Genomic DNA, 26,024 nt, shown 5'->3' with positions numbered 1-26,024 from the left:
TTAATCGATTCGCTCTCCTGATAAAACGTTCGATTCATGTAAATATGTGCGTAACGGTGCATATCGTTCTTCTTCCCAAAATGCTGGATTTTCAAGCAGTTGTGTCGCTCGTTGTTGCACTTGCTGCATGAGCGCAAAATCGTTGACCGGATCCCCGAAATGAAAATCAGGCATACCGCTCTGTTTTGTCCCGAATAAGTCGCCACTACCGCGCAACTGCAAGTCTTTTTCGGCGAGTAAAAATCCGTCCGTCGTCGCCACCATTGACTGCATCCTTTCGCGTCCTTCTTCATTTTTCGGGTCCGCGAGTAAAATACAATACGATTGATGTTCTCCTCGCCCGATGCGCCCGCGCAATTGATGCAATTGAGAAAGACCGAAACGGGTCGCATCATAAATGATCATAAATGTCGCATTCGGTACGTTCACGCCGACTTCCACGACGGTCGTGGAAACGAGTACGTGAACGCGCCCTTCCGCAAATTCACGCATGACGGCATCTTTTTGATCGCTATGCAAGCGACCGTGCATCAATCCGACCGAGTAGCGCTCTGCGTAATATTGTTCCAGTTGTTGATGGACGTCTACAGCATTTTGAACGTCGAGTTTATCGCTCTCTTCAATGAGCGGACAAATGACGTACGCTTGGCGACCTTGGTCTAGCTCCACTTCCATTCGTTTTAAAAGCGGAAGTAGGGCGTCCTCTTTCATCCAATACGTTTCGATTTTCTTGCGTCCTGCAGGTAGTTCATCAATGATGGAAACGTCCATTTCGCCAAATGTCGTGACCGCTAACGTACGTGGAATCGGCGTTGCCGTCATGAAAAGTACGTCCGGCGTTTCACCTTTTTCTTTTAATAGACGACGCTGTTCTACACCGAAACGATGTTGCTCATCGGTAATGACGAGTCCGAGATCATGGAAGACGACGTCTGGTTGAATGAGCGCATGCGTTCCGATTAACACGTGCAATTCTCCTGTCGCTAAATGCTCCAACAATTCTCGGCGCGCTTTCACTCGAGTGGACCCTGCTAAAAATCCGACGCGGATGCCAAACGGTTCCAACCAATCGGCGAGCGTTTCCGCATGTTGTTCTGCTAAAATTTCCGTCGGTGCCATAAATGCACATTGCTTCCCCGCTGTAATGGCCGCAAACATCGCGACCGCTGCGACTGCCGTTTTTCCAGAACCGACATCCCCTTGCAGTAAACGATTCATTTGAATATCGCTTTTTAAATCGCGACAAATTTCGTTGACGACCCGCTTTTGCGCATTCGTCATTTCGAACGGAAGCGACTGAATCATCTCTTTTAACCGGTCATTGTCATAGGCGATGACCGTTCCTGTCCCTGGCTTTTTGCGCTTTTGTTTCATCGCCATCATTTTCAATTGGAATAAGAAAAATTCTTCATATTTTAAACGGTGTCGCGCCCGCTCATTTTCTTCAGGCGATGTCGGGAAATGGAGTTGTTCGAGCGCTTCATCGATGGAGAGTAACTCTTCTTGCAATCGAATCACTTCAGGTAAAGGGTCTGCAAGCTGGCCTTTCGTCGCATCGAGCCCTTGACGAATGAGCTTGCGAAACGTCTTTTGATGCATTTTTCCTTTTAATCGATAAACCGGCTCCATCTGTTCTTCGTCTGTCTGTGGTCCTTGAAAATGTTTTTGAGCGGTGATCGTTTGACGTCCACGGTCCCATTTCCCGTTCACTGTTACGATTTCACCTGCCGTCAAACGGTCTTTTAAATAATGTTGGTTAAAAAAGACGACTTTAATTAAATGAGGACCGACTTTTAAATGAAATTGTAATCGCGACCGACCACGACTTGTGAAAAAGACAGTCGCTGGGCTTTCAATGCGGCCTTCCACCGTTATTTTTTGACCGTGTTCAGCGCGTTCTAAATCGCTTAACGTAAAGTCGTCATGCCTTTGAGGAAAGGTGTAAATGAGTTGTTCAATCGTTTCAATTCCGAGCTCAGTTAACTTGTCTTCCGTCGCTTGGCCGACACCTTTTAAACGTGTAATCGGATCCGTATAATGAATCGGCATGAACATTCGCTCCTTTCTTCCATTGAAAAAGGAGAATCGACGAGCGATTCTCCCTTTTAATTATTCTACCGATATAATGTATGGGTAAAGTGGTTGCTTGCCGTCATGCACTTCTACTTCTACCTCTTCGTATTGCTCTTCGATCCATTCTGCTAAAGCAGACGCTTCTTCTTCTGTTACGTCTTCTCCGTATAACACCGTAACAATTTCAGAATCTTCATCGATCAATGTCGCAATTGTCTGTTCCACTGCTTGTCGTAAGCTCGGAAGGGAGACGACGATTTTACTTTGCGCAATGCCCATATATTCGTCTTTTTTAATCGTGACGCCATCGATTTCTGTATCGCGAACGGCTGTCGTCACTTGACCTGTCTTCACTTCGCTTGCCGCTTCTGTCATGTCGCGTTTATTTTCTTCAACCGACGCTTCTGGATTGAATGTTAAAATCGCTGTAATGCCTTCTGGTACAGAACGCGTTTCCACGACTGCCGCTTCGATGTCTAACACTTCTGCCGCTTGTTTCGCTGCCATGACGATGTTTTTATTGTTCGGTACGATGATGACGCGTTCCGCTTCGATTTTTTTAATTGCCGCAACGATATCTTCCGTTGACGGGTTCATCGTTTGGCCGCCTTCGATTACGTAGCTTGCGCCGATGCTGCGAAGTAATTCCGCAATTCCTGCGCCCATCGCTACTGTGACGATCGCGTACGGATGTTTTTCGATCTTCTCTTCACCGACAATCGCAATATGCTGTTCGCGCATATTTTCGATTTTCATATTGATGAGTGAACCGTATTGCTGTCCTAAATTAAATGCTTCCCCTGGTTGCTCCGTATGAATATGTACTTTCGCAATTTCATCGTCGCTAATGACTAATAACGAATCACCAATTTCGCTTAATTCGTTACGGAATGCTGTTTCGTCGAATGCTTTTTCTTTCGTTTTAGCCTCTTCGAACTTCACCATAAATTCTGTACAGTAACCGTAGACGATATCTTCTGTGTTCATGAAGTCTTGTACAGAACGGTGATGTTCAGCGCGGATGAGATCATCGAGTGATGCATCTTCTTTGCGCTCCGGTAAAGGTTCGCCTTTTAAGCTCGCCAAAAAGCCTTCATATACGTAGACGAGGCCTTGACCACCACTATCGACGACGCCGACTTGCTTCAATACAGGAAGTAAATCTGGTGTGCGTTCTAAAGAAGCTTGCCCTTCACGAACGACCGCTTCCATCACTTCGATAATATTATCTGTTTGTTCTGCGACTTCGACACCGTGATTCGATGCATCTTTCGCTACTGTTAAAATCGTTCCTTCTACAGGTTTCATAACCGCTTTATACGCTGTTTCTACCCCGTATTGTAACGCTTGTGCGAAAACTGATGCTGTGACCGTTTCTTCTTTTTCGATCGCTTTCGCAAAACCGCGGAATAATTGAGATAAAATAACCCCTGAGTTTCCGCGCGCTCCCATTAAGAGCCCTTTCGATAAAGCTTGTGCTGTACGTCCGATATGCGCTTCCGCTTTCACTTCAGTTTCTTTCGCACCTGACGTCATCGACAAGTTCATATTCGTTCCTGTATCCCCATCAGGTACTGGGAACACGTTTAATGAGTCGACATAATCAGCGTTCGTCGCTAAATGATGCGCGCCCATTTGAACCATTTCATTTAATTGCAATCCATCAATCTTGTCCATGAGATTGAGATCCTCCTTTTACACGTTCGTCACACGAACTCCTTGAACATAAATATTAACTGCTTTCACATCTAATGCAAGCATTTGTTTTGCTGTGTATTGCACTTTCGATTGTACTTGATACGCTACTTCTGAAATTTTCGTACCGTAGCTTACGATGATGTAAACATCGATTTCTAAACCGTCCGCTTGTTTGCGTACGACGACACCACGCCCGTAATTTTCTTTGCGTAAAATGTCTGTTAATCCATCGCGAATTTGGTGCTGTGATGCCATGCCGACAATGCCGTAACATTCCATCGTCGCTTCTCCTACTACTTGCGCAATGACATCGTTCGTCATGTCTATCGTTCCTAAATTTGTTTTTACTTCGACTGACATATGCGTCCCTCCTCAAGCTTACTTTCCTTATATTGTACTACACTGAACGCGAGATTCAAACATTCGTACATTATACCATATTTCTGTTTTACATTCGTGTCATTTCAATGTAAAGTAAAACATCTTGAAAGGCGAGAAAAAAGGTTGCCCTACGAGAAAACCTATGGTAAAGTGTTAAAGTATGCAATTAGGCATGTCTAATTAAGAGCGAGGAGGTAATAAAATGGCTAAACAATGTGTTATTACTGGTCGCAAAGCACGTACAGGAAACGCACGTTCACACGCGTTAAACGCTACTCGCCGTTCATGGGGCGCTAACTTACAAAAAGTTCGCATCATGGTTGACGGTAAACCGAAGCGTGTTTGGGTATCTGCAAGAGCGCTTAAATCAGGAAAAGTTCAACGCGTATAATTGACGCGTTCATAAGAAAAAACGCCAAGTCGATCGATTGGCGTTTTTTCTTATGCTTTTTTCTCATCTTCTCGGCTATGCATGACGAGTACTGTCCCTAATTCGAACGCTATCGTCGCGTTAGATGCGACAATTTCATTGCTCGTAAAACGCGTCGACCCGAGCGGGATCTCGTCGTTCGTCACTTCGTACTTCACACCACGTAATGTCACATTCGTCATTCCTCTTTCCCAAGCGAAAAAAGAAACGTACGGATATCGCTCATCACGCATGATGTCGTGTTTTCCTGCCGGTAAAAAATATTGAATATTGTACGTATCGCGAATTTGAAAACGGATGTGCGCATATTGTCGTTGGAAACGATACATGAGGTGAACGGCCGACATGTAATGGTCGAGTCTGCCCCCTGTCACTTGCGTCAAAATGATCTCATCAGGATTTAGTTCAATGGCCCGCTGTACAGCGAGCTCTAAATCCGTCTCGTCCTTTTCCGCTCCGAATTCCTCTACATGTTGTGCACTCTTCTCAATGTCTCGCCATTCTTCTGGCGTCACCGAATCGAAATCACCAATCGCTAAATAGAGCGGGAGGCGCTGACGAATAATCGCCATCGCCCCTTGATCTGCTCCGATATAATAATCACCTGTCGGAAGTGGGCTCACCTGTTCAGGACTGCCTGCTACGACGATAATTTTCACTTCGCTCGTTCTCCAGCTGCACGAATTCCTTGCAATGCTTTCGCACGGTCTTCTTTATTGAAGATTGCTGAACCTGCTACGAAAACGTTCGCTCCTGCACGCACCGCATCTTGAATCGTCTCTTCGTTAATGCCACCGTCAATTTCAATGTCGATGTCATATCCTTTTTCATCGATGATCGCGCGAAGGGCTGACACTTTATCCAACACTTCTGGAATGAACGCTTGTCCGCCGAATCCTGGGTTCACCGTCATAAATAATACGAGGTCCACCTCGCTTAAAATCGGCAAAATCGCTTCGATTGGCGTATGTGGATTCAATACGACACCTGGTTTCGCTCCTGCGTTGCGAATCATTTGAATCGTGCGATGTAAATGCGGGCTCGCTTCTACGTGTACCGTAATGTAATCCGCTCCTGCTTTCGCAAATGTTTCCACGTATTGCTCGGCATTTTCGATCATTAAGTGGACGTCGAGTGGCAAATTCGTAACGGGACGAATCGCTTCGACGACGAGTGGACCGATTGTAATGTTCGGAACGAAATGTCCGTCCATTACGTCGACATGAATCCAGTCGGCACCTGCTGCTTCCACTTCTTGAATTTCTGCGCCTAATTTGGCGAAGTCTGCTGATAAAATAGATGGTGCAATTTTAACCATAATTAATACCTCGGCTTTCGTTCTGAAATTTCATTCATAAATTGGACATAATGATCATAGCGCGTCTGCATGATGTCTCCTGCTTCCACCGCTTCTTTCACCGCACATTTCGGCTCTTTTAAATGCAAGCAACTCGTAAAGCGACAATGATCACTCACTTCGTTAAAATCACGGAATGAAAAGCGCAGTTCCTCTTTTTCAATCGTTTGAAAATCTAACGAGCTGAATCCTGGAGAATCCGCAATCCACCCGTCATAAATGCGAATGAGTTCGACATGACGCGTCGTATGCTTCCCACGGCCGAGCGCCGCTGAAATGTGCGCTGTTTCTAAATCGAGCTCTGGGAATAAAGAGTTTAAAAATGTCGATTTCCCGACACCTGATTGACCAGCTAATACAGAAATCTTTCCGTTAATGAGCGGGCGCATCACTTCATGAGAGACAGGCGCTGTCGGATTCGTCTCTAACACAGTATACCCGAGCGCTTCATAATATTGAAGCGTCTTTCGAATGTCGATAAGCTCTTCTTCAGAAGCTAAGTCGGTCTTCGTTAAACAGATGAGCACTTCCACGTGATACGCCTCGATGACCGCTAAAAAACGGTCGAGTAAATGGACGCTAAATGCCGGTTCTACTGCTGAAAAGACGAGAATGACTTGGTCTAAGTTCGCAATCGGTGGACGGACGAGCTCATTTTTACGCTCATGAACATGTGTGATGAGTGCTAAATTGTCACCGTCTTCTTCATAATCGACGAGGTCTCCCACTTTCGGATGAATTTTTCTTTTGCGGAAAACCCCTCGGCCCATACATAATACGATTTCTTCACCTGCTTGTACTTCATACACATCTCGGTTAATTTTACGAATTTGCCCTACATTTGTCGTCATGTCATCCTCCTATTCAACGTCTTTATAGTCAAACATTTCTTCCTCAATGACTGTCGCCCCGCGCATAATGCGGTAACCGCCACGTTGCCCTTCTTCTAATTCAATCGTAATGCGGCGTTTCGTCGTTTCGGTAATGTCGAATGTTTCAATCGGGTCTGTCATCGAATGCTTACGATCTTGTACATAGATGCGAATGCTTTGTGGCTCAGATTCTCCATCTTCCTCATCATTCCCTAAGTCTTCATAAGGAATCGTGACAGATTGTACGATCAGTTTCACTGGTTTCGCAGGAGGTCCTTTTGAAACGACAACATTCACTTGACCACCACGCTCTAATTCACTTCCAGCACTCGGTTGTTGAGAAATGACTTTTCCTTTTTCTTGTTCACTTGAAAATTCTTCGCGTACGATGCGGATATCAAATCCTGAAGACTTCGCATAAGATGTTAAATCGGACTCTGACATACCGATTAACTTATCGACTTTCTTCATTTCAATTCCTTTACTTACCGTAAAAATAACGGTCGTCTCTTTCGGGACAATCTCTTCCCCGTCTTCGATATTTTGTTTAATGATCGTTCCAGGTTCTGCTTCATTAAACTCTTCTTCCACTTGAATATCGAAGTCAAAATCAGCTAACAATTTTTTCACATCGTCGATGGAACGACCGACATAATTCGCGAATTTCATTCGTTCGTGACCACTGCTAACGTAAATCGTAATTTTCGAACCTTTTTCTCGCTGTACGCCACCGTCTGGGATAGTGCGAATGACAATGCCTTCTTCCGCTTCGTCAGACGGCTCTTCAATCGATTCTTCCACGACAAAACCTGCCGCTTCAATTATTTCAACCGCTTCTTTTTCTTCTTCACCTACCACTTTAGGGACGGTCGCTTTTTTCGATCCGAAGACGAACGGTAATGTTGCGGCGAGTAATAAGACGAGAATCGCCCCTCCGATCCACCATTTTTTCTTGCTTTTTTTAGCAGGAGGTGGTGTCGGTTCTTGTTCTTCAGGTTGTGGTTCTATGCGTGGAGGAGGTTGAATGATCGTATCCGCTTCTTCCACTTTCGGTAAATCTTTGATCGCCGGCATCACTTTCGTCGCATCGTCATCGTAAGGGATGAAGTACTTCGCTTCGTTCAAACGATTCGTGTCGAGTGCCGTCTGCAAATCTTCATACATCGCATCCGCAGATTGATAGCGATGGTCTGGACTTTTCGTCGTCGCTTTTAAAATGACGTTTTCCACACTTTGTGGAATTTCAGGGTATTGACTGCGCACGGACGGAATCTCTTCTTGTAAATGTTTTAAAGCGATCGCTACTGCAGTTTCAGCAGCGAAAGGTAATTCTCCGGTCAACAATTCGTAAAAGACAATTCCTAACGAATAAATGTCCGAACGTTTCGTCGCCATGCCACCACGTGCTTGTTCAGGTGATAAGTAATGAACGGTTCCTATGATGGAGTTCGTCTTCGTGTACGCTGTCGCATCTAACGCCATCGCGATTCCGAAATCTGTAATTTTTACATTACCTGAGCCGTCCATTAAAATATTTTGTGGCTTAATATCACGATGAATGATGCCGTTATGATGTGCATGGCTGATTGCCGAAACGAGCTGCTCCATAATCGGAACTGCTTCATATGCCGTTAAATGGCCCCGTTGTTGAATGTATGTTTTCAACGTTTGCCCTTTCACATATTCCATCACTAAATAATGAATTTCGCCATCTTCCCCGACGTCATAAATATCGACGATGTTCGGGTGAGATAAGCTCGTTGCAGATAATGCTTCACGCTGAAATCGCTTCTTTAAATCTTCTTCATTTGCAAAATCGTAATGCAAAATTTTAATGGCCACTTCACGGTCTAAAATGACGTCACGTGCTAAATAAACGCGCGACATGCCACCTTCTCCAATCACTTGCAACAATTCATACCGCTCTCCGATACGTTTTCCAATCAAAGTGAATCCACCTCCTTATTCCACCATTCAATGAGTATGACGGATATGTTATCGTCTCCTCCTAAAGCGTTCGCCCGTTCAATTAAACGTTCAGCACGCATTTGAAGAGGCTGTTGTTCTTGAATGATTGTTAAAATTTCTTCTTCTTTAAGTAAATTGCTCAAGCCGTCTGTGCAAAGTAAAAAGGTGACCGGATCTGATAAGCGAATAGATGCTACGTCCGCTACCGTACGACGCTCTGAACCGACTGCTTTAACAATCCAATTTTTTCTCGGATGATGCTCCGCCTCTTCTTGTGTAATTTCGCCACTTTCTAACAAAGCGTTCACGAAAGAGTGGTCTTTCGTCAATTGACGAATGTGATCCCCCGCAATCATGTAAATGCGGCTATCTCCTACGTGTGCAAGAGCGCAGTGCGTATCGTCAATAATGACGACATCTAACGTCGTGCCCATCCCTTGATACTTATCATTGCGTAAAGCGAGGTCGAATAAATGATAGTTAATTTGTTGAATCGTATCGAGCAACCATTGTTCCCAATCGATTGTTTCCACATCGTTCGGCGATAGCGCGGTAAACTGCTGACCGATTAATTTAACAGCCGTTTTACTCGCATAGTCGCCCCCACGATGTCCGCCCATTCCGTCTGCAATGACAGCGAGAATGAGGCCGGAACGTTCAGGATGAATGTAAAAAGCGGCACGGTCTTCATTGACCGCTCGCTTTTTTCCAATATCCGATAAAATCGCATAATGCATCGTCATACCTCCCTACTCAATCCTTCATTCTTGTTTTACGAAAGCGGCAATAAAGAAGCCGTCGCTCTCCCATTCGTTCGGCAATAGTTGAATCATCTCTTCTTCGAGTTGTAATTGCTCATGCGCATACGTTTTTTTCAATTTCATATTCGGAAATTCAGACAATACACGTTCGACGACTTTTTCATTTTCTCGTTGATCGATCGTGCACGTGCTATAGACGAGTATGCCCCCCGTTTTTAAAAGAGGAATCGCTTCTTTAACGAGTTTAAACTGTAAATGAGACAGTGCGATGACATCTTCTTCTGCTTTCGTATATTTAATTTCCGGTTTGCGACGAATGACGCCGAGCCCGCTGCACGGAGCATCGATTAAAATGCGGTCGAACGTATTCGGTTCATAACGTTCTTTCACGACGACGCCGTCTAATTCGCTCGCTTCGATATTCGTCAAATGTAAACGGTTCGCTTGTTCTTCGATTTTTGAAATTTTATGACCATGAATGTCATGCGCATACACTTTTCCTGTATTGTTCATCGATTCAGCGATATACGTCGTTTTTCCTCCTGGAGCGGCACATAGATCGAGCACCGTCATATGTTCTTCTACTTCCAGTGCGTCGACAGCTAACATCGAGCTCGCATCTTGAATGGAAAGACGCCCTTCACGGAAAGAGAAAGAACTTGCAAAACTTCCTTCTTCAAGTAAAATCGCAACGTCGACGTACGGGTGTTTTTCAACCGCGTAGCCGAAGTCCGTCAACTCTTCCAACACTTCTTCATCCGTCGTTTGTGTACGGTTAATGCGCGCTGTCCGTTCAGGAACGGTATTGTTCGCAAAGGCGATCTGTTCCGCCACTTCAAACCCGTACTGTTCGACCCACGCTTCAATCATCCAAAGCGGATGACTCGTTTCTGTCGCTAAACGTTCCACCGGATTTTCAATCGCTTCGAACGGCGCTCCCCCTGAACGTAAATACGAGCGTAAAATGCCGTTCACCGTGCGGACGATTCCTTGATGTCCACGACGTTTCGCAATTTCTACCGCCTCGTAAACGACAGCGCGGTCTGGGATGCGTGTTAAATAGTCGAGTTGATATACAGATAAGCGCAACAACTGGCGCACCCATCCTGATAATTTACCACGCACGTACGGGCTCATACGGTAATCGAGGGCATCGCGCATTTGGAGCGTTCCGTAGACGAGTTGCGTCAAAAGACGACGATCTTTTTCATTTAATTCATACGTTTGAATGACATTATTTAATGCGAGGTTGCTATAAGAGCCACCTTCTTCAATGTCCATGAGTAGTTGTAAGGCTGCGTCTCGCACATTTCCTTTTAGTCGTTTTTTCATTCGAATCGGTCGCCCACTTTCCATTTATCGCCGTTTCCGTTAATGAACGAAACGACATCGACTTTCTTTTTACCTGCTGGTTGTAATTGTAAAATAGAGAGTGTTCCTTCACCTGTTTGAACGAATAGTTCATTTTTGGAGAGTTTCGCAATCGCTCCCGGTGTTCCTTTAGACGTTTCGTCCACGATCGATGTTCGATAAATTTTAACATTATCCCCGTCAAATGTCGTATATGCGACAGGCCAAGGGTGAAGTCCACGCACGTGGTTAAAAATTTGACGCGCTGACTTATTCCAGTCGATGCGCTCTTGTTCGCGCGTAATGTTCGAAGCGAATGTGACGAGCGACTCATCTTGAGGGATGCTATCATTCGTTCCATCGATAATGGCAGGCATCGTTTCTTTTAATAAATCGCGACCGACGAGCGATAATTTATCAAACATCGTCCCTGTATCATCTTCATCCGTAATCGGAATCGCACGTTTTGCGATCATATTTCCAGCGTCTAATTTTTCTTCCATGTACATGATCGTCACACCTGTTTCTTTTTCACCGTCGATGATCGCTTGATGAATCGGCGCTCCTCCGCGATATTTCGGTAAAAGTGAAGCGTGGACGTTGACCGAGCGTAAACGAGGAACGTCTAACAATTCGTTCGGCACGATTTGTCCGTACGCTGCCGTTACGATTAAGTCCGGTTGTAGAGCGATCAATTGCTCCAGTTCTTCCGATTGCGCTAAACGGTTCGGCTGATAAACAGGTAAGCCGAGACGTAACGCTTCTTCTTTCACAGGGGTCGGTGTCATCACACGCTTGCGACCGACTGGGCGATCTGGTTGCGTTACGACGCCTACGATGTCATATCCTTCTTCATGCAACATCGTTAAAATAGGTACTGAAAATGGGGGTGTCCCCATAAAAATAATTTTCGTCACTCTTCTTCCTCCTCAAATGTTTCCGCATCGACACGTGTTTTTATTTTTTGCGTAAATGAAATGCCGTATAAATGGTCCATTTCGTGTAAAATTGCACGCGCTTCAAAACCTTCTGCCGTAATTTCGAACGTCTTACCGTATTCATCTTCCGCTTCGATTCGAATCGCTTCCGGACGCTCGACTTCTCCGTATATTCCCGGATAGCTCAAACAGCCTTCCATTTCTACACTTTTGCCATAATATTTTAGCAAAGTCGGATTGACGAGAACGAGCGGGTCGCGGTCGTCTTGAAAATCGATGACTGCGATGCGCTCGTTGCGCCCGATTTGCGGCGCGGATAAGCCGACACCGTCTGTGCGATGCAATGTCGTCACTAATGTTTTCGCTAGTTGTTGAAGCGACTCGTCAAATGTCGTCACTTCTTCCGTCATCCGTTCGCCATCTACTAATGATTGTATGTTTGTCATAAACGTTCCTCCGTTACATGAGCGATTGCGGTTCCATTTGAATGGACAGGCGCAAATGCTCTTTCATCCACTTCGTTCGATACATGTGCATCAATTGATGCAATACGTCGAACAAGTTGTTTTCTGCTTTGTATTTTATCAAACATTGGTACCGATATCTATCGTTCACCCGACTGATGAGTGACGGAGCAGGACCGACGATTATAAAAGTATCGTCCAATGCTTGGCGTAAAAAGCGTGCGGTTTGATTCGCATAGTGAATCACTTTTTCTAAAGAAGCGTGTGATAGCTGTAAAGCGACGATGTAAAACATCGGCGGATAGCCGAAGCGTTTCCTCATTTGCATTTCAACATTGTAAAACGGAATGTATTGCTGTTGTTTCGCTAGTTGAATCGAATAATGTTCTGGTGCGTACGTCTGGACGATCACTTCGCCTTGTAAATGGGCACGTCCCGCTCTTCCGCTCACTTGCGTCAACAATTGAAACGTTCGCTCACTCGCTCTAAAATCCGCTAAATGCAAGCTTGAATCAGCAGCTAATACGCCGACTAATGTAATATTCGGGAAATCGAGCCCTTTGGCGATCATCTGTGTGCCGAGCAACACTTGTGCTTCACCGCGTCCGAATGCGCTGAGCAATTTTTCATGCGCTCCTTTACGACTCGTCGTATCGACATCCATTCGAATGACCGATATGTCAGGGATGACTTTTTTTAATTCCACTTCCGCTTTTTGCGTTCCAGTACCGAAAAATCGCATCGACTCACTTTCACAATGCGGACATTTCGGCGGGACATATGTTTCGTAATTGCAGTAGTGACATTTCAAACGTTCGACGGAGCGGTGATACGTTAATGAAATGTCGCAATGCGGGCATTGCATCGTCGTTCCACAATCGCGACAAAGCATGAAAGATGCGAACCCTCTTCGATTTAAAAAAAGGACGATTTGTTCACCGCGCTCCATCCGTTCGCGAATCGCTTGAATGAGCGCATGAGAATACATCGAACGATTCCCAGTGCGCAACTCTTCCCGCATATCGACGACCGACACTTCTGGAAGTGCTGATTGTTTCGGTCGTTCCGTCATGGAAAGTAACGTGTACACACCTTTTTGCGCTCGTGCAAAGGACTCCAATGCTGGGGTTGCACTACCGAGCAAGACTGGACAATGATGATAGTTCCCCCGCCAAATCGCAACATCTCGCGCATGATAACGGGGAACGTCTTCTTGTTTGTACGTGGACTCATGTTCTTCATCTAAAATGATGAGACCTAAATTGGTAAACGGCGCAAAAATGGCAGACCGTGCACCGACGACGACCGACACTTCCCCTCGTCTAATTTTTCGCCACTCGTCATACTTTTCACCTTGCGATAAAGCGCTATGCATGACGGCTACTTGCTCTCCGAATCGCCCTTTAAATCGCGCGGTCATTTGCGGTGTTAAAGCGATTTCCGGTACGAGGACGACTGCCTGCTCTCCGCGCTCTAATACGCGTTCGATCGCTTGCAAGTACACTTCTGTTTTTCCGCTCCCTGTAATGCCGTGAAGCAAAAAGGTTTCAGCTCGTGATGCATCGATCGCATCGCGTACCGCTTCAAAAGCGCGTTGTTGTTCTGTCGTTAAAGCGAGCTTTTCATCGTACGCCATTTGAGAGGCATCGATTTCTCGGTACACTTCGCGTTCTGAGCGTTCCACGTAGCCTGCAGTGACGAATGTTTGAATCGTCGGACCCGCGACATCCGCTTCTTCACGTACGACTTTTTCAACGAGCACTTCGTTCGGATAGTTCATCAAATACGCGAGCAATTGCTTCTGCTTATGCGCACGATTCGATAGTTCTCCTTCGATTTGTTGAAGTCGCTCAAGGGAAGGGACGTGCAATACACGCTCTGTTTTAATCGCCGTCTGTTGTTTCATCGCCGTTCGAAATTCAACGTCCCCTACGAGTGCAGCATCTTTACAAAGCTTTTGCTGTGCAGATGTCAATGAATCGAATGACTGTGTCGGTGACGATTCAAAAATATCGCGCAACGCAGGAGAAAGCTGTTCGAGCGAAACGGTTGCGACGACGAGTCGTTCGTACGACGTACGCATCGCAGCAGGAAGCATCGCTTGCAGTGCATCGATTTCATAACAAATAGTACGATGTGCTAAATGTTGAGCGAGTTCCACGAGCTCTTCGGTGAGCGCTGGACGGTAATCGACCACTTCAGAAATCGGCTTTAGTTTTGCTGGATCTACATCGGTTTCTTCTTTTAAACCGACGACATATCCGATGACGTCCCGACGACCGAACGGCACTTTCACACGGCTCCCGATTTCGACATAGGGAGCATCTTCGTTTAACGCATAGTCAAATGGACGATTTACCGCATAAGTGGATACGTCGACGATGACTTGTGCTATTTTCACGAATGGTCAAACTCCTTTTCGCTAATGTACGTTAATAATTGATGGGCTAACATGCGCTTATCCATCGCTGGATACGGCATTTCGCCATCTCGACTGACGAGTGTGACGACGTTCGTATCGTTGCCGAAACCACCATCTGGGTTTGTCACGTCGTTGACGATAATGTAGTCAGCGTTTTTACTTTCTAATTTGCCTCGACCGTATGTGAGCGCATCGTTCGTCTCCGCTGCGAAACCGATCAACAATTGATGCGTCTTTTGCGCACCGAGTGTTTTTAAAATATCAGTCGTGCGCTCCAGTTCAATCGCTGCGTCGCCTTCTTGTTTTTTCATTTTTTGATCCGCCGCATGTTTCGGTCGATAATCCGCAACGGCTGCCGACTTAATGACGATATCCGCTTCGTCGTAACGCGAGAGTACCGCCTCTAACATATCGGCTGCACTTTCGACATCGATGCGTTGAATACGAGCTGGTGTATCGAGCGCTACCGGACCTGCAACGAGTGTCACGTCCGCTCCTAAATCACGCGCTGCTTCCGCCATCGCGAACCCCATTTTGCCGCTTGAAAAATTCGAAATGTAACGAACTGGGTCAATTCGTTCTAATGTCGGACCGGCCGTGACGACCACGCGTTTCCCTTTCAACGGGAGCGGCTTTGCTTCTGTAAAGTAACGGACGACGCGTTCTGTAATCGCTTCTGGCTCTTCCATGCGACCTTTTCCGACGTAACCGCACGCTAAATATCCTTCACCTGGCTCAATAAACGTAAAACCGTCTTGGCGCAACGTTTGCATATTGCGTTCTACTGCGCGATTCGCGTACATGTGCACATTCATCGCAGGCGCTATCCAAATGGGCGCTTCCGTCGCAAGCAAAGTCGTCGTAATCATATCGTCTGCGATGCCGTTCGCCAATTTTCCAATGACATTCGCCGTCGCAGGCGCTACGATAATTAAATCCGCCCAATCGGCTAAATCGATATGCGCAATTTTTGCGGAATCTTTTTCATCGAACGTATCGACATATACATCATTTCTCGACATCGCTTGAAAAGATAAAGGGGTCACAAATTGTTGGGCGCTTTCCGTCATCATCACTTTCACGTCAAAATTCGCTTGTACGAGCTTGCTCGTTAAGGCGACCGCTTTGTAGACCGCGATGCCTCCCGTTACCGCTAACAACACTTTTTTCTGTTCCATTGAAACTCCTCCTTTTACTAGATGAAAAATGAAAATAAAAAAGAGACAGTCCCTTCAGAGAGCGAGATCGTTCTAAAGGGAGGTGTCTCCAAAAGTTTTTATACTTCGTCTTCGTAAATGACTGATTCGTCGCGCTCTGCATTCGTCAATACGCCTGCTACGACTTCTTCTAACGCTTTTCCGACATTTTTATGCGCTTTATATTCTTCTTCGTCAAGCAAATATAAATGGCGCTCCTGCATTTCACGTGCGCGCTTCGATGCGAGCGTCACGAGTGTGTATTTTGAATCGATTTTTTCTTTTAATCTATCTACTGATGGATATAACAATGGTTTATTCCCCTCTCAACATTTGTTTGTATAGTTGTTCGACACGTTCACGCTTGCAATGTTCTGCTGTCACGATCGCATGAATTCGGTCACAAGCATTTTGAACGTCGTCATTTTCAACGACATAATCGTATAAATGCATCATCTCTAGTTCTTCACGTGCACGTGCAACACGTGTCGCGATGACGTCTGCTTCTTCCGTACCGCGTCCGATGAGACGATTTTCTAATTCGGATAAGCTCGGTGGTGCTAAAAAGATGAACAATCCTTCCGGCATCTTCTCACGCACTTGTTTCGCGCCTTCTACTTCAATCTCTAAAAAGACGTCGCGCCCTGCCTCGATCATCTCTTCAACATATTGCATCGGCGTGCCGTAATAGTTGCCGACGTATTCGGCATGTTCTAACAAACGCCCCGCTTCGATGAGCGCTTCAAATTCATCTCTCGATTTGAAAAAATAATCGATCCCATCTTGTTCACCTTCGCGTGGCGAACGTGTCGTCATGGAAATCGAATATTCATAGTTCGTATCTGGCTCTTCGAAAAGCGCTTTTCGAACCGTCCCTTTCCCGACACCAGACGGTCCTGATAATACGATAAGCAAGCCCTTTTTCTTATACATGGAATCCCTCTTTACATCATGATTTACTACCCGTCCAAACCGCAAAAGAATAGACGATAATCTGTTCGTATTATACCATAGAAGAATAGAAAAATGCTAAGATGTAAAATAAACGATGATAGAAAGAGGAATGATTATGGCTTTTGATGGACTATTTACACGTGCGATCGTCACCGAATTACAACAACTCGTAGGAGGACGCATTAACCGCGTACATCAACCGAACGAATATGAAGTCGTTCTCACGATGCGTGCCCAGCGAAAAAATGTGAAACTGTTGCTTTCCGCTCACCCTTCTTACGCGCGCGTTCAACTGACGGAAGAGACGATTACGAATCCACCTGAACCGACGATGTTTTGTACCATTTTACGCCGCCATATTGAATCTGGAATCATCACAGCGATCGAACAAGTCGACAACGACCGCATCATCCATTTCACGATTGCGAGTCATAATGAAATTGGAGACCCGATCACACGCACATTAATTATGGAAGTGATGGGGCGCCATAGTAACTTAATGGTTGTCGATCCAGGCGACGATAAAATTATCGAAGCGCTCAAACATTTACCGCCGTATATGAACAGCTTCCGAACTGTCCTTCCAGGCGCAACGTACGTCTCACCACCCGAACAAGAAAAAAAGAACCCGTTCACGATAAGCGAAGAAGAACTGTTCGACATATATCATAAGCTTGAAAAAGGACGAGACTTCATCCAATACTTACAAGGGATCGCCCCAATTCATGCGACCGAATTGTATGCTCTGTTAAAACAAAATTTACAGTTCCAAACGTATCGCCACTTCATCGAATCGTTTGAAACGTTACCATTTCAACCTGTCGTCATGAAAAAAGACGGACGCGACATCTTCTCCGCTCATCCGTTAACGACCGCTGATGAAGTCATTTATGAAGCAAAATCGCTCGGTGATTTACTCGACCGCGTTTATTTCGAAAAAGCAGACCGTGAACGTGTGCGAGCGCAAGCGCAAGATTTGGAAAAATGGTTAGCGAACGAGCGAGCGAAATTAGTGAAAAAAGAAAAAGTGCTTCAAAAAGAATATCAAGACGCTGAAAAATTGGATGATTTCCAATTGTACGGTGAACTGCTCATGGCTCATCATTATCAAATTGAAGCGAATGCGAAAGAAGTGACGGTCGAAAATTACTACGACGGTTCAGAAGTGACGATCCCACTCGACCCTCGCAAAACGGCGATTGAAAACGCGAACCGCTACTATACGAAATATACGAAAGCGAAAAATGCGCTCATTCAATTGAAAGAACAGATGCGTTTAACGAAAGAAGAACTCGACTATTTCGAAACATTACTTCAACAAGTAGAAATGGCGACACCAGACGATATCGATGAAATTCGGGAAGAATTAATCGAAAATGGCTACATGCGAAAACGTCGCTCGAAGAAAAAAGAGAAGAAAAAGAAAATGGTCATCGAGCGTTACGAATCGTCAACAGGTATTCCGATCGCCGTCGGGAAAAATAATAAACAGAACGATCACGTCACCTTTAAATTAGCGAGCCGTCACCATACGTGGTTGCATACGAAAGATATTCCAGGCTCACACGTCGTCATTTTAAGCGACAATCCAGACGAAACGACATTGCAAGAAGCTGCGGTCATTGCTGCTTACTTCAGTAAAGCGCGCACGTCTTCGAATGTTCCTGTTGACTATACGGAAATTCGTCACGTGAAAAAACCGTCAGGCGCAAAACCTGGATTCGTGAATTATTTCGAACAACAAACATTATTCGTCACACCGGATGAACAACTCGTCCGCCAATTAAAACAATGAGTAAAGCGCATGAAATCAATGATTGATTTCATGCGCTTTTATTTGCCGTTCTCTTTTATAATGTGCCTTCTTTTAATTGAGCATGCCACGATAAAAGACCATCGATGTCTTCTTTCGCAATCGCACCATTTTGCTCCGCTACTTCGACAAGTGCAGCGAAGTTCGTTAAGCTCGCATATTCAAGCCCAGCTTCTTTAAACATGTCGTCCGCTTTATTTAAACCGTATGTGAAAATCGAAACGACTCCTGCTACATCGTATCCTTCACGTTTCACCGCTTCCGCAGCGTTTAAACTGCTTCCGCCTGTTGAAATGAGGTCTTCCACGATGATCGCGCGGTCGCCTTCTTGCATTTTCCCTTCGATTTGGCGTCCTTGTCCATGTCCTTTCGGCGTTGAACGGATGTACACCATCGGCAATTCGAGTTCGTCCGCAATCCAAGCAGCGTGCGGGATACCCGCTGTCGCTGTTCCTGCGACGACATTCGCTTCTGGGAACTGTTCGCGAATAATGTTCGCAAGACCTTTCGCAATCACTTTACGACCGACTGGGTCTGCCATCGTTAGACGATTATCGCAATAAATCGGTGATTGAATACCTGAAGCCCATGTAAAAGGGTCGTTCGGGCTTAATTCGACAGCCCCTACTTGTAATAAAATTTCTGCTACTTGTTTTTCGATTGTCATGTTACTGCCCCTTCCATAATGCATTCACTTCAGCGTGTGCTTTCACCGCATCAGCCGCTTGTGTTATCGCACGGCCGACGACGATATGTGTCGAACCGTTTTCGCGTGCGAATTGTGGTGTCGCGACACGCTTTTGGTCGTGCGTTTCACCGCTTGCCATACGGATGCCTGGCGTCACTTTTAAAAAGTCTTTGCCGCACGCTTCTTCAATCATTTTCGCTTCGAGCACTGAACAGACGACGCCGTCCAATCCTGCTTCTTGCGCTTTTTTCGCGTAGTGGACGACCGATTGTTCGAGTGACTGTTCAATGAGTTGATCCGCTCGCATGCTCGCTTCATCCGTCGATGTTAGTTGCGTTACGGCGATAATGCGTGGACGCGTCTTCCCTGCAGGTGTTCCTTCTTCTAATCCTTCGAGAGCCGCTTCCATCATGCGCACACCGCCTGCTGCGTGAACGTTGACGAGCTCAACTTCATACTGCGCTAAAATTTTCATCGCTGATTTTACTGTATTTGGAATATCGTGCAATTTTAAATCGAGAAAAATGCCGTATCCTCGCTCTTTTAATTCGCGTAAAATCGCAGGTCCTTCTTTATAAAAAAGTTCCATCCCTACTTTGACATTCGCTTTTCCTTCGAACGGTTGTAAAAAGCGTAACGCTTCTTCTCCTGTCGGGAAATCGAGGGCGATAAATGGTAAGTCTGTCATAGTCGGTGGCTCCTTCCAATCAATTCTGAAATGTGGTCGACACCGAGTTCATCAAGTTTTTCTTCTAAACTGTTAATGATGTTCGGACAGACGAATGGGTCGACGAAGTTCGCTGTTCCGACTGCGACTGCGCTCGCACCGACGCTTAAAAAGTCGACGACGTCTTGCGCGTTCGTCACTCCGCCCATTCCGATGATCGGTAAGTTCGTCGCTTGACTCACTTCCGCCACCATGCGGATTGCGACAGGCTTCACCGCTGGACCTGAAAGGCCACCTGTTCGGTTCGCAATGATTGGACGTCCTGTTTTCGCATCGAGACGCATCCCGATTAACGTGTTGATCATCGTAATCCCATCTGCGCCCCCCGCTTCTACCGCTTTCGCCATGTCGACGATGCTCGTCACGTTCGGCGATAATTTCACATAAACAGGAACAGATGATACTTCTTTCACTGCCGCTGTCAATTCACGCGCTGTGTCAGGGTCTGTTCCGAATTGAATGCCTCCGCATTTGACGTTCGGGCATGAAATGTTTAATTCTAATGCGTGCACGTTCGGCGCTGTTGAAATAGCTTTCGCTACTGCCACATAGTCCGCCGTTTCGCTTCCTGCTACGTTCGCGATAATCGGCACGTCATAACGCTCTAACCATGGCAATTCTTCCGCCATCACTTTTTCAAGACCTGGGTTTTGAAGGCCGATCGCGTTCAACATACCGGATGCTGTTTCCGCTACGCGTGGTGTCGGGTTGCCGTAACGCGTTTCTTCCGTCGTCGCTTTAATCATGATCGCGCCGAGCTGAGATAAGTCATACAAGCCTCCGAATTCTTTACCGAAACCGAAACATCCCGATGCTGGCATGATTGGGTTTTTTAATTGTAATCCTGGCAATTCCATCGCTAAACGACTCATATCGATACAACCCCCGCTTCAAATACTGGTCCATCTGAACAAATTTTTACATAGCTTCGTTCGGACTGGTCTTTCGTTTCACATACACATGCGAAACAAGCTCCAATTCCGCAACCCATTCTTTCTTCGAATGAAACGTAACCTTTTTTATCCGCATATGCTTGTTGCACCGCTTTTAACATCGGCATCGGGCCGCACGTGTAAAATGTCGCAAAGTCCGTCGGGAGTTTGTCCATCACATGCGTGACGAAACCTTTCGTCCCTTCTGTTCCATCGACTGTCGCGATATGCGTATCGCCTAGCGCCGCAAACTGTTCTTGATAAAAGACGACATCTTCTGATTCAAATCCGAGAATGTGGACGCATTTTACGCCTTTCGCTGTCAATTGACGCGATAACTCGTAAAGCGGTGGCACACCGATTCCGCCTCCGATTAAATAAGCGGTTTCTCCCGCTTCTGTCGCTTCGATTGGGAAGCCGTTTCCGAGTGGTCCGAGAACGTCTACCGTATCGCCAGTGATGCGTTTCGATAATACGCCTGTTCCGTGTCCGTCCGCACGGTAAAGCAATGTAATTTCTTGCTTGTCGCGATCTACTTTCGCGATAGAAATCGGGCGGCGAAGCAACGGATCGAATGAATCTGACACACGAACGTGGACGAATTGTCCAGGGGAAGTGATTTCCCCTGTCAATTTGCCGCGCAATGTCAACTCAAAAATCGCACGTGCGATCTGTTTATGTTCGACAATTTCCATACGATCTTGAATAATCATTACGCTTCCTCCTGTTTTGGCATTGGCTCCGTTTCGAATGTCATCGATTCGATGACGCGCAATGTTGCATCTGCTGTATCGATTGACGTTAAGCAAGGTACGCCGTTTTCAACCGATTCACGACGAATGCGGAAGCCGTCGCGCTCTGGCTGTTTTCCTTTCGTCAATGTGTTAATGACGAGTTGCGCTTCACCGTTTTGAATGACGTCGAGCAATGTGCGTCCTTCTTCACCGATTTTGTTGACGATTTCTACGTCAATTCCTTCTGCTTTCAACACTTCTGCCGTTCCTGCTGTCGCTAAAATGTGGTAACCGATGTTTTTGAAACGACGTGCAAGTCCTAACATTTCTTGCTTATCTTTATCTGAAACGGTCATTAATACTGAACCGTATTCTTTAATTTCCATACCGCTTGCGACGAGTCCTTTGTAAAGAGCTTTTTCGACTGTCGTATCTTTCCCCATTACTTCCCCAGTTGATTTCATTTCAGGACCGAGTGTAATGTCGACACGGCGAAGTTTTGCGAATGAGAACACCGGTACTTTTACGTATACGCCTGCTGGTGGTGTCGCAAGGCCTGTCGGGTAACCTTGTTCTACGATCGATTCACCGAGAATCGCTTTCGTCGCTACGTTCGCCATCGGAATGTTCGTAATTTTACTTAAGAACGGTACAGTACGGCTTGAACGTGGGTTCACTTCGATGACGTACACTTGTTTTTCGCTAATGACGAATTGGATGTTCAACAATCCGCGAATTTTCAATCCGAGTGCGAGACGTGTCGTATAGTCTGCAATCGTTTCGATCATCGATGCGGATAAGTTTTGTGGTGGATATACCGCAATCGAGTCACCTGAGTGAACGCCCGCGCGCTCGATATGTTCCATAATTCCTGGAATTAAAACATTTTCGCCGTCACAAATCGCATCGACTTCGATTTCCGTTCCTGTTAAGTAACGGTCGATCAATACTGGGTGTTCTGGGCTCGCTTTTACAGCGTGTTTCATGTAATGCAATAATTCAGGTTCTTCGTAGACGATTTCCATCGCACGACCACCGAGTACGTATGACGGACGAACGAGTACAGGATAGCCGATTTCGCGTGCGATCTCGACAGCTTCCGGTACGCTCATCGCTGTTTTACCAAGCGGTTGTGGAATGCCAATTTCGCGAAGGGCCGCTTCGAATTTGTCACGGTTTTCTGCACGGTCGATATCTTCGAGTGCTGTTCCGATAATTTTCACGCCGCGCGCTTCCAACTCAGCTGCGAGGTTGATCGCTGTTTGACCACCGAATTGAACGACGACTCCTTCTGGTTGTTCGAGTTCGATAATGTGCATCACGTCTTCTACTGTTAACGGTTCGAAGTATAACTTGTCAGAAATCGAGAAGTCTGTCGATACCGTTTCAGGGTTGTTGTTGACGATGATTGCTTCGTAGCCTGCTTGTTGAATCGCCCATACTGAGTGAACTGTCGCATAGTCGAATTCAACCCCTTGTCCGATACGGATTGGACCTGAACCGAGTACGACGATGCTTTTCTTATCTGATTTAATCGATTCATTATGTTTTTCATACGTTCCGTAGAAGTATGGTGTTTTTGATTCGTACTCTCCCGCACATGTGTCGACCTTTTTGTAAACTGGGAACATGTTGCGTTCTTTACGCCAGTTGTATACTGTGCGCTCGTCTGTATTCCAATATTTTGCGAGTGCAACGTCCGCAAATCCCATACGTTTCGCTTTGTACGCGACTTCTTCGTCGAATGGATTCGCTTTTGCTACTTCTTCAAATTTCACGATGTTTTCGAATTTGCGTAAGAAGTGTAAGTCGATCATGCTCCACTCATGAAGTGTTTCGATCGATACGCCGCGACGCAACGCTTCTCCGATGAAGAAGAGACGCTCATCTCCTGCGCGACGAATACGCTTTTCAATCCACTCGTCTGTCATTTCGTCTCCACCTTCAAGTGATAAGTCGAATTGACCTGTTTCGAGTGAACGGACCGCTTTTAAAATCGATTCTTCAAATGTGCGTCCGACAGCCATTACTTCACCCGTCGCTTTCATTTGTGTACCTAAGTTACGTTTCGCTGATTCGAATTTATCGAATGGCCAGCGTGGAATTTTTGTCACGACATAATCGAGTGACGGTTCGAAACATGCGTACGTCGTTCCTGTTACCGGGTTCAACATTTCATCCAATGTTAAGCCGACCGCAATTTTCGCTGCGAGTTTCGCAATCGGGTAACCTGTCGCTTTTGAAGCGAGTGCAGATGAACGTGAAACACGTGGGTTCACTTCGATAATGTAATAGTCAAAGCTGTTCGGATCAAGCGCCATTTGAACGTTACATCCACCTTCGATTCCGAGTGCGCGAATGATTTTTAATGACACGTTACGAAGCATTTGGTATTCGCGGTCTGTCATCGTTTGGCTCGGTGCCGCTACGATCGAGTCTCCTGTATGAATACCGACTGCGTCAACGTTTTCCATATTACAGACGACGATCGCGTTATCCGCTGAGTCACGCATCACTTCGTATTCAATTTCTTTAAATCCAGCGATTGATTTTTCGAGTAAACATTGTGTCACTGGGCTATATTTTAATCCGCTCGTTACGAATTCTTCTAAGTCATCATCGTTGTAACAAATTCCGCCACCTGTTCCACCGAGCGTGAAAGCAGGACGAACGATTACTGGATAACCGATGCGTTCAACGAAGTTGCGCGCTTCTTCCATGTTGTGAATGATGTCACTTTCAGGAACAGGTTCGCCTAAGTCGTTCATTAATGTACGGAATAAATCGCGGTCTTCCGCTTGGTGAATCGCATCTAATTTCGTACCTAAAATTTCAACATTTAACTCTTTTAAAATCCCTGATTCTTCAAGTTCAATCGCCATGTTTAATCCCGTCTGTCCACCGAGTGTTGGGAGGAGTGCATCCGGGCGTTCTTTACGGATAATGCGGCTGACAAAGTCGAGTGTGATCGGTTCGATGTACACTTTGTCCGCAATTTCTGTATCTGTCATAATTGTCGCTGGGTTCGAGTTAATTAAAATAACTTTGTATCCTTCTTCTTTTAAAGCGACACATGCTTGTGTTCCCGCGTAGTCAAATTCTGCTGCTTGACCGATGACGATCGGACCTGATCCGATTACTAAAATAGTTTCAATATCTGTACGTTTAGGCATTGTGAGACCCCTTTCTTCTTACCGCTTTAATCGCTTGAATAAAATCGTCGAACAATCCGACTGCATCGATTGGACCTGGTGATCCTTCTGGGTGGAATTGTACGGAAAACGCATGGCGTGACTCATCTGCGATTCCTTGAACCGATTCATCGTTTAACGCCACGTGCGTCACTTCCATCCCTGTACCTTCGAGTGATTCGCGTACAATTTCATATCCATGACATTGTGATGTTAATTCTGTACGATTCGTTTTTAAGTTTTTCACTGGGTGGTTGCTGCCGTAGCGACCGTGTTTCATCTTTTGTACTTTTGCTCCTGTTGCGAGCGCGAGTAATTGATGGCCGAGACCGATTCCGAAAATCGGATATTTCCCGAGCAATGATTGAATCGTTTCAATTTGTTGTTGTAAATGTTCTGGATTTCCTGGACCGTTCGATAATAAAATACCGTCTGGGAATAATGATGCGATCGTTTCAACATCTGTATCGTGTGGCACGACGATGACGTCGCAGTCACGTTTATTTAATTCACGTAAAATGCCGTGTTTCATACCGTAGTCGATTAAGACGACACGCTCACCTAAGCCTGGGCTCGGGTATGCTTTTTGTGTCGATACGCTTGCGACTAAATTCGTCGGTGCTTCGTACTCTTTCAATGTTGCGAGAGCTTTCGCTTCATCGAGTGTCGCACCCGCTTCTGTAATCATGCCGCGCAACGTACCGTTGTCGCGTAAATGGAGCGTTAAATGACGTGTATCAATTTCGTCGATGCCTGGAATGCCTTTTAATTCGAGCAATTTCCCGAGTGACATGCCGCTGCGGAAGTTTGAAGGCTCGTCGCAATATTCGCGAGCGATTAAACCGTTTAATGCCGGTTCGATCGATTCGTAATCGTCGCGGTTAATACCGTAGTTTCCGATTGCTGGATACGTCATAACGATCATTTGACCTGCTGATGATGGGTTTGAAATCGTCTCTTGGTAGCCTGTCATTCCTGTCGCAAATACGACGTGACCGACTGATGCTTCGTTTGAACCGAATGCGCGACCTTCAAAAATTGTACCGTCTTCTAAAATTAAATAACGTGTTATCAT

The 26,024-nt window shown here is 45.8% G+C and carries 23 protein-coding genes; 2 read left to right on the top strand and 21 right to left on the bottom strand.

Annotated features, from left to right (window positions below; translation table 11 throughout):
- The 3 genes from recG to ACFQ0V_RS05815 are packed head-to-tail and all read right to left on the bottom strand — an operon-like array spanning nucleotide 1 to nucleotide 4,131.
- A complete protein-coding gene (gene recG, locus ACFQ0V_RS05825) occupies nucleotides 1–2,049 on the bottom strand; it encodes an ATP-dependent DNA helicase RecG (protein WP_381010871.1) in 2,049 nt (682 codons plus the stop codon).
- A gap of 60 nt (nucleotides 2,050–2,109) precedes the next feature.
- Nucleotides 2,110–3,750 (bottom strand): DAK2 domain-containing protein, encoded by a 1,641-nt coding sequence (locus tag ACFQ0V_RS05820; RefSeq protein ID WP_381010868.1) that lies wholly within the window; start codon nucleotides 3,748–3,750, stop codon nucleotides 2,110–2,112.
- An 18-nt stretch (nucleotides 3,751–3,768) separates the two neighbouring features.
- Nucleotides 3,769–4,131, bottom strand: a complete 363-nt coding sequence (locus tag ACFQ0V_RS05815; RefSeq protein WP_381010866.1) for an Asp23/Gls24 family envelope stress response protein — start codon at nucleotides 4,129–4,131, stop codon at nucleotides 3,769–3,771.
- 223 nt (nucleotides 4,132–4,354) lie between these two features.
- On the opposite strand from ACFQ0V_RS05815, the gene rpmB reads away from it, so the two are divergent.
- Nucleotides 4,355–4,543, top strand: coding sequence for a 50S ribosomal protein L28 (gene rpmB, locus ACFQ0V_RS05810; protein ID WP_194561375.1), 189 nt, complete (start codon nucleotides 4,355–4,357; stop codon nucleotides 4,541–4,543).
- A 50-nt stretch (nucleotides 4,544–4,593) separates the two neighbouring features.
- On the opposite strand, the gene ACFQ0V_RS05805 is transcribed toward rpmB, so the two are convergent.
- The 12 genes from ACFQ0V_RS05805 to gmk all read right to left on the bottom strand — a co-directional run bounded on the left by ACFQ0V_RS05805 (nucleotide 4,594) and on the right by gmk (nucleotide 16,843).
- Nucleotides 4,594–5,241 (bottom strand): thiamine diphosphokinase, encoded by a 648-nt coding sequence (locus ACFQ0V_RS05805; RefSeq protein ID WP_381010863.1) that lies wholly within the window; start codon nucleotides 5,239–5,241, stop codon nucleotides 4,594–4,596.
- Nucleotides 5,238–5,900 carry a ribulose-phosphate 3-epimerase gene (gene rpe / locus ACFQ0V_RS05800; RefSeq protein ID WP_381010860.1) on the bottom strand — a complete coding sequence of 221 codons (663 nt, stop codon included), beginning with the start codon at nucleotides 5,898–5,900 and terminating at the stop codon, nucleotides 5,238–5,240. Before rpe ends, ACFQ0V_RS05805 begins: the two co-directional genes overlap by 4 nt.
- A gap of 2 nt (nucleotides 5,901–5,902) precedes the next feature.
- The gene (rsgA, locus tag ACFQ0V_RS05795) at nucleotides 5,903–6,790 is read right to left on the bottom strand and encodes a ribosome small subunit-dependent GTPase A (protein WP_381010857.1); all 888 of its coding nucleotides are present in this window, start codon (nucleotides 6,788–6,790) and stop codon (nucleotides 5,903–5,905) included.
- A gap of 9 nt (nucleotides 6,791–6,799) precedes the next feature.
- Nucleotides 6,800–8,758 (bottom strand): Stk1 family PASTA domain-containing Ser/Thr kinase, encoded by a 1,959-nt coding sequence (gene pknB / locus ACFQ0V_RS05790; RefSeq protein WP_381010856.1) that lies wholly within the window; start codon nucleotides 8,756–8,758, stop codon nucleotides 6,800–6,802.
- Complete coding sequence (locus tag ACFQ0V_RS05785; protein ID WP_381010853.1) at nucleotides 8,755–9,516, bottom strand: Stp1/IreP family PP2C-type Ser/Thr phosphatase; 762 nt, start codon at nucleotides 9,514–9,516, stop codon at nucleotides 8,755–8,757. The genes pknB and ACFQ0V_RS05785 overlap by 4 nt, the downstream gene beginning before the upstream one ends.
- 24 nt (nucleotides 9,517–9,540) lie before the next feature.
- Nucleotides 9,541–10,872 (bottom strand): 16S rRNA (cytosine(967)-C(5))-methyltransferase RsmB, encoded by a 1,332-nt coding sequence (gene rsmB / locus ACFQ0V_RS05780; RefSeq protein ID WP_381010850.1) that lies wholly within the window; start codon nucleotides 10,870–10,872, stop codon nucleotides 9,541–9,543.
- Nucleotides 10,869–11,807 (bottom strand): methionyl-tRNA formyltransferase, encoded by a 939-nt coding sequence (fmt, locus tag ACFQ0V_RS05775; RefSeq protein WP_381010848.1) that lies wholly within the window; start codon nucleotides 11,805–11,807, stop codon nucleotides 10,869–10,871. The genes rsmB and fmt overlap by 4 nt, the downstream gene beginning before the upstream one ends.
- On the bottom strand, nucleotides 11,804–12,274 hold the full coding sequence (gene def / locus ACFQ0V_RS05770) for a peptide deformylase (RefSeq protein ID WP_381010847.1): 471 nt from the start codon (nucleotides 12,272–12,274) through the stop codon (nucleotides 11,804–11,806). Before def ends, fmt begins: the two co-directional genes overlap by 4 nt.
- Nucleotides 12,275–12,287: 13 nt before the next feature.
- Nucleotides 12,288–14,693 (bottom strand): primosomal protein N', encoded by a 2,406-nt coding sequence (gene priA / locus ACFQ0V_RS05765; RefSeq protein WP_381010844.1) that lies wholly within the window; start codon nucleotides 14,691–14,693, stop codon nucleotides 12,288–12,290.
- The gene (coaBC, locus tag ACFQ0V_RS05760) at nucleotides 14,690–15,892 is read right to left on the bottom strand and encodes a bifunctional phosphopantothenoylcysteine decarboxylase/phosphopantothenate--cysteine ligase CoaBC (protein WP_381010841.1); all 1,203 of its coding nucleotides are present in this window, start codon (nucleotides 15,890–15,892) and stop codon (nucleotides 14,690–14,692) included. The genes priA and coaBC overlap by 4 nt, the downstream gene beginning before the upstream one ends.
- Before the next feature lie 98 nt (nucleotides 15,893–15,990).
- On the bottom strand, nucleotides 15,991–16,221 hold the full coding sequence (rpoZ, locus tag ACFQ0V_RS05755; protein ID WP_381010838.1) for a DNA-directed RNA polymerase subunit omega: 231 nt from the start codon (nucleotides 16,219–16,221) through the stop codon (nucleotides 15,991–15,993).
- A 4-nt stretch (nucleotides 16,222–16,225) separates the two neighbouring features.
- The gene (gene gmk, locus ACFQ0V_RS05750) at nucleotides 16,226–16,843 is read right to left on the bottom strand and encodes a guanylate kinase (RefSeq protein WP_381010835.1); all 618 of its coding nucleotides are present in this window, start codon (nucleotides 16,841–16,843) and stop codon (nucleotides 16,226–16,228) included.
- A 136-nt stretch (nucleotides 16,844–16,979) separates the two neighbouring features.
- Here gmk and ACFQ0V_RS05745 point away from each other — a divergent pair, with 136 nt between their 5' ends.
- A complete protein-coding gene (locus ACFQ0V_RS05745) occupies nucleotides 16,980–18,659 on the top strand; it encodes an Rqc2 family fibronectin-binding protein (RefSeq protein WP_381010832.1) in 1,680 nt (559 codons plus the stop codon).
- A 55-nt stretch (nucleotides 18,660–18,714) separates the two neighbouring features.
- Here the strand turns inward: ACFQ0V_RS05745 and pyrE are convergent, their stop codons facing one another.
- Genes pyrE through ACFQ0V_RS05715 form a run of 6 tightly spaced genes read right to left on the bottom strand, consistent with a single transcriptional unit; the run spans nucleotide 18,715 to nucleotide 26,024 of the window.
- Nucleotides 18,715–19,344 (bottom strand): orotate phosphoribosyltransferase, encoded by a 630-nt coding sequence (gene pyrE / locus ACFQ0V_RS05740; protein ID WP_381010829.1) that lies wholly within the window; start codon nucleotides 19,342–19,344, stop codon nucleotides 18,715–18,717.
- Between the two features lies 1 nt (nucleotide 19,345).
- Entirely contained in the window at nucleotides 19,346–20,053 is a 708-nt protein-coding gene (gene pyrF, locus ACFQ0V_RS05735) for an orotidine-5'-phosphate decarboxylase (RefSeq protein ID WP_381010826.1), read from the bottom strand.
- Nucleotides 20,050–20,964, bottom strand: coding sequence for a dihydroorotate dehydrogenase (locus ACFQ0V_RS05730; protein WP_381010824.1), 915 nt, complete (start codon nucleotides 20,962–20,964; stop codon nucleotides 20,050–20,052). Before ACFQ0V_RS05730 ends, pyrF begins: the two co-directional genes overlap by 4 nt.
- On the bottom strand, nucleotides 20,961–21,737 hold the full coding sequence (locus ACFQ0V_RS05725; RefSeq protein WP_381010821.1) for a dihydroorotate dehydrogenase electron transfer subunit: 777 nt from the start codon (nucleotides 21,735–21,737) through the stop codon (nucleotides 20,961–20,963). The genes ACFQ0V_RS05730 and ACFQ0V_RS05725 overlap by 4 nt, the downstream gene beginning before the upstream one ends.
- On the bottom strand, nucleotides 21,737–24,931 hold the full coding sequence (gene carB / locus ACFQ0V_RS05720) for a carbamoyl-phosphate synthase large subunit (RefSeq protein ID WP_381010818.1): 3,195 nt from the start codon (nucleotides 24,929–24,931) through the stop codon (nucleotides 21,737–21,739). The genes ACFQ0V_RS05725 and carB overlap by 1 nt, the downstream gene beginning before the upstream one ends.
- The gene (locus tag ACFQ0V_RS05715) at nucleotides 24,924–26,024 is read right to left on the bottom strand and encodes a carbamoyl phosphate synthase small subunit (protein WP_381010815.1); all 1,101 of its coding nucleotides are present in this window, start codon (nucleotides 26,022–26,024) and stop codon (nucleotides 24,924–24,926) included. Before ACFQ0V_RS05715 ends, carB begins: the two co-directional genes overlap by 8 nt.

Source organism: Savagea faecisuis (assembly GCF_042675605.1).
GTDB classification, from domain to species: Bacteria; Bacillota; Bacilli; order Bacillales_A; family Planococcaceae; genus Savagea; species Savagea faecisuis.
This window is presented reverse-complemented; position numbering and strand designations above follow the sequence as displayed.

Coding starts and splice junctions, on each gene's coding strand:
- recG (WP_381010871.1), bottom strand. CDS start 2,049: ATGCCGATTCATTATACGGATCCGATTACACGTTTAAAAGGTGTCGGC.
- ACFQ0V_RS05820 (WP_381010868.1), bottom strand. CDS start 3,750: ATGGACAAGATTGATGGATTGCAATTAAATGAAATGGTTCAAATGGGC.
- ACFQ0V_RS05815 (WP_381010866.1), bottom strand. CDS start 4,131: ATGTCAGTCGAAGTAAAAACAAATTTAGGAACGATAGACATGACGAAC.
- rpmB (WP_194561375.1), top strand. CDS start 4,355: ATGGCTAAACAATGTGTTATTACTGGTCGCAAAGCACGTACAGGAAAC.
- rpe (WP_381010860.1), bottom strand. CDS start 5,900: ATGGTTAAAATTGCACCATCTATTTTATCAGCAGACTTCGCCAAATTA.
- rsgA (WP_381010857.1), bottom strand. CDS start 6,790: ATGACGACAAATGTAGGGCAAATTCGTAAAATTAACCGAGATGTGTAT.
- ACFQ0V_RS05785 (WP_381010853.1), bottom strand. CDS start 9,516: ATGCATTATGCGATTTTATCGGATATTGGAAAAAAGCGAGCGGTCAAT.
- rsmB (WP_381010850.1), bottom strand. CDS start 10,872: ATGAAAAAACGACTAAAAGGAAATGTGCGAGACGCAGCCTTACAACTA.
- def (WP_381010847.1), bottom strand. CDS start 12,274: ATGACAAACATACAATCATTAGTAGATGGCGAACGGATGACGGAAGAA.
- coaBC (WP_381010841.1), bottom strand. CDS start 15,892: ATGGAACAGAAAAAAGTGTTGTTAGCGGTAACGGGAGGCATCGCGGTC.
- gmk (WP_381010835.1), bottom strand. CDS start 16,843: ATGTATAAGAAAAAGGGCTTGCTTATCGTATTATCAGGACCGTCTGGT.
- ACFQ0V_RS05745 (WP_381010832.1), top strand. CDS start 16,980: ATGGCTTTTGATGGACTATTTACACGTGCGATCGTCACCGAATTACAA.
- pyrE (WP_381010829.1), bottom strand. CDS start 19,344: ATGACAATCGAAAAACAAGTAGCAGAAATTTTATTACAAGTAGGGGCT.
- pyrF (WP_381010826.1), bottom strand. CDS start 20,053: ATGACAGACTTACCATTTATCGCCCTCGATTTCCCGACAGGAGAAGAA.
- ACFQ0V_RS05730 (WP_381010824.1), bottom strand. CDS start 20,964: ATGAGTCGTTTAGCGATGGAATTGCCAGGATTACAATTAAAAAACCCA.
- ACFQ0V_RS05725 (WP_381010821.1), bottom strand. CDS start 21,737: ATGATTATTCAAGATCGTATGGAAATTGTCGAACATAAACAGATCGCA.
- carB (WP_381010818.1), bottom strand. CDS start 24,931: ATGCCTAAACGTACAGATATTGAAACTATTTTAGTAATCGGATCAGGT.
- ACFQ0V_RS05715 (WP_381010815.1), bottom strand. CDS start 26,024: ATGATAACACGTTATTTAATTTTAGAAGACGGTACAATTTTTGAAGGT.